The sequence below is a fragment of the Cytophagia bacterium CHB2 genome, assembly GCA_030263535.1.
In the GTDB taxonomy this organism is placed as follows: Bacteria; Zhuqueibacterota; Zhuqueibacteria; order Zhuqueibacterales; family Zhuqueibacteraceae; genus Coneutiohabitans.
The window spans coordinates 1-2624 of record SZPB01000575.1 but is presented as its reverse complement, the minus strand read 5'-3'; the positions used below and the strand labels follow the sequence as shown (position 1 = coordinate 2624).

Genomic DNA, 2624 nt, shown 5'->3' with positions numbered 1-2624 from the left:
GGTTGATCCGTTGCAATGCGCACCGCGCCTGCTGCAAATTGCCGAATTTTTTTCTCAACGACAGCTTTGCCGGTCATACTTACATGGCCTTCAAACGGCTGCTTCGCCAGCTTTGCGTCGTGCATGCGATACATTTCGACTTCGATCTCGCGCGGCGAGGTGATGCGTTCCATTTGAATGCCGTGCAGAGCAAGCCGTTCGATCACCTCATGCCAGGCGGGTGGAATCCAATACGCTTTTGGGCGTTTTACGGAGATTGCCGGCTCGCTCATGCGCAACAGTGGAATCATTGCCTGGTAGGGTTTGCCGGTCCATTGCACATAGTCGCTGTTCGTGATGGTTGAGAAAATTTGTTTCGCTTCAACGCCGAGAAACAAAATTTTCTCTTCGGATGATTGCCGGGGCACGCGCCACGTCAATGGCACCTCCGGCAAACGCCGGCCACGATCAGCCGCAATGGCCTTTTGCAGCTTACTCCCTTGCATTGCCAGCACGCGCATGGTGCTTTCGAGCAAGAGATAGGTTCCGAGCACGCGTTGTTTGTACGGTTTGAGCGAATGATTCTCGACCAGCACGGTGGGCAGGTGGCGCACATCGCCGTAGCCGTTGGAAAAACGCGGCGGCGCGGTCCAATCCACCAAGCCGCTGTTGAAATCACGGCCATCAGCCGGGCCGCCGATCAACGGACCGGGAATGTGGCCCTGGGCTTGCAAATCCCGATAGATTGCGGGCGTTAGAAATTCATCGAGCCAGTTCGCAATCGCCGGCGAATAGCCGTGCTTGCCGTTGTAGCCGAACGTAATGTCGTATTGATAATCCGCGCCGTCGGTCACGTGAATATCGAAATAAAGATCCGGCTCCCATTCATTCAGGGCGCGAATCAAGGCGCGCATTTCCACAGCGTCAAGTTTGGCGTAATCGCGATTGAGGTTGAGATTGCGCGCCGTGGTGCGCCAACCCATTTCCGCAGGGCCGCGCTGATTGATGCGATTGTATGGCGAAACCCGTTCGTGAGCATCAACGCTGAAAATTGGGATGAAGAGCAGATTAACGCCCTCCAGCAAATCCCGTTTTTTGTTGCCCACCGTCATGTCGCGCAGCAACATCAAACCCGCATCTTTGCCATCAATCTCGCCGGAGTGAATGCCCGCCTGCGCCAGGAAAATCGGTTTGCCGCTGGCGCGTAGCGCTGCCGGTGTGAACGCCCTTTCCCTCGAGGCAATCACCATCCAAATCTCGCGGCCTTCCGGGCTGGCGCCGAGTGAAATCATTTTCAACTCGGGTGCAGCCGCGCACAGCTTGCGCAACCATGATACAGTTTCGTCATAGCGCGGCGTCTTTACGAAGTCATTTTTTTCAGCGGGTGTGATCCAGGGATTATTTTGCGCGGCAATCAGCGCCTGGCTTTTGCCGTTCCAGGGCAATTCGGGAGGCAGAATGCCTTGTTGAGAGGCCTGGCCGAAAAGTTGAGTCGACAATAAAAAATTGGCTACCATCAACAATGCAAGCCCGGGTATAACGCCGACTAGAGTTTTTTTGCGCATCAATTCCTTCCTCCTTCACGTGTTCAAAATATCGGGCGTCAGCGAAATTTGCGAGAAGAGAGCTAGGCCCGAAAGCAAAATAAAAGCCGCATCTTGCAAACTGCGTAAAGCCAAAGCGCTTTTTGCAGATTATTTGAGAGAGAAAAATTGGAGGCCTCTCACCGCAACAATCTCTCTCTTTCCTCCATGCCGCGCAGGGCGGTAAACAGCAGGAAGACGCCGCAGCACAGCACGCCAATGCGATTCTGCCACATCCACAAATTCCAGGTTTCAGGATCGAGCTGGCGCGGCATGTCATAGGGATTAAAGTAGATGAAATAGCGCGGGGCTTCGAGCCCGTTGAAAAGCATCATCGCCACAAATATCACCCCGGCCGAAACCATGCCCGCCGCCAGGCTGCTGCGAAATTTTATGGCAAAGTAAAGCGTCATGGCGCCGACAAAAAATGCCGGCACAAAGCCGTGCACGGCCAGCGGAAGGATCGGAACCTCGGTGATGGTAAAAAATGCCAGCGTGCTCAGGACTACAGCCAAGATCAGCAAAATGGCATTGAGCGCGCCCAGGCGCAGCAGCCAGACTTTGTAGCGCGAGCCGGCGGTGGTAAACATGACTTCGAGCGTGCGATTGTCTTTTTCACTCGTGATGAGCTGCATGTTCAAGTAGATGGCCAGAGCGGACAAGGGCATCTGCAACAACAACGGCAAAACCTCTTCGACCGACATGCGGTCCAGCATCTCCTGATTGTAATTGATCGCATAGACCACGATCCAGTAAATCAACAAGCCGGCCATGAACCAGAGAAACTTGTGCGAAAAAATGATGCGCGCTTGCAGGCGAAAGATTTCCCACGCAATGGCGAGCTTGGCGCGCAGGGCCAGTTCGGCAAAACGAAGATAACGAATGTTTGAATGGCGCGATGATTGGATGGAAGAGAGCGATGACTCTGTTTTGGTCAGCATGGGCAATTCTCAGATTCAGGGTTTGCCAGCATTACACCTGATTTTGTCCGGCGCGCATTATTTTCAAACGCCGTTGGCGCCATTCTGCGCTTTGCTGGTTTGCAGCAAATAAACATAAGCG

Annotated in this window: 2 protein-coding genes; both read right to left on the bottom strand. The window is 53.8% G+C overall.

Annotation, left to right across the window (positions count from 1 at the left end; genetic code table 11):
• A partial coding sequence (locus FBQ85_29065; GenBank protein MDL1879184.1) for a carboxypeptidase occupies window positions 1-1544 on the bottom strand: 1544 nt, incomplete at its 3' end.
• 158 nt (window positions 1545-1702) lie between these two features.
• A complete protein-coding gene (locus FBQ85_29060) occupies window positions 1703-2503 on the bottom strand; it encodes a hypothetical protein (protein MDL1879183.1) in 801 nt (266 codons plus the stop codon).
• Window positions 2504-2624 lie beyond the last annotated feature (121 nt).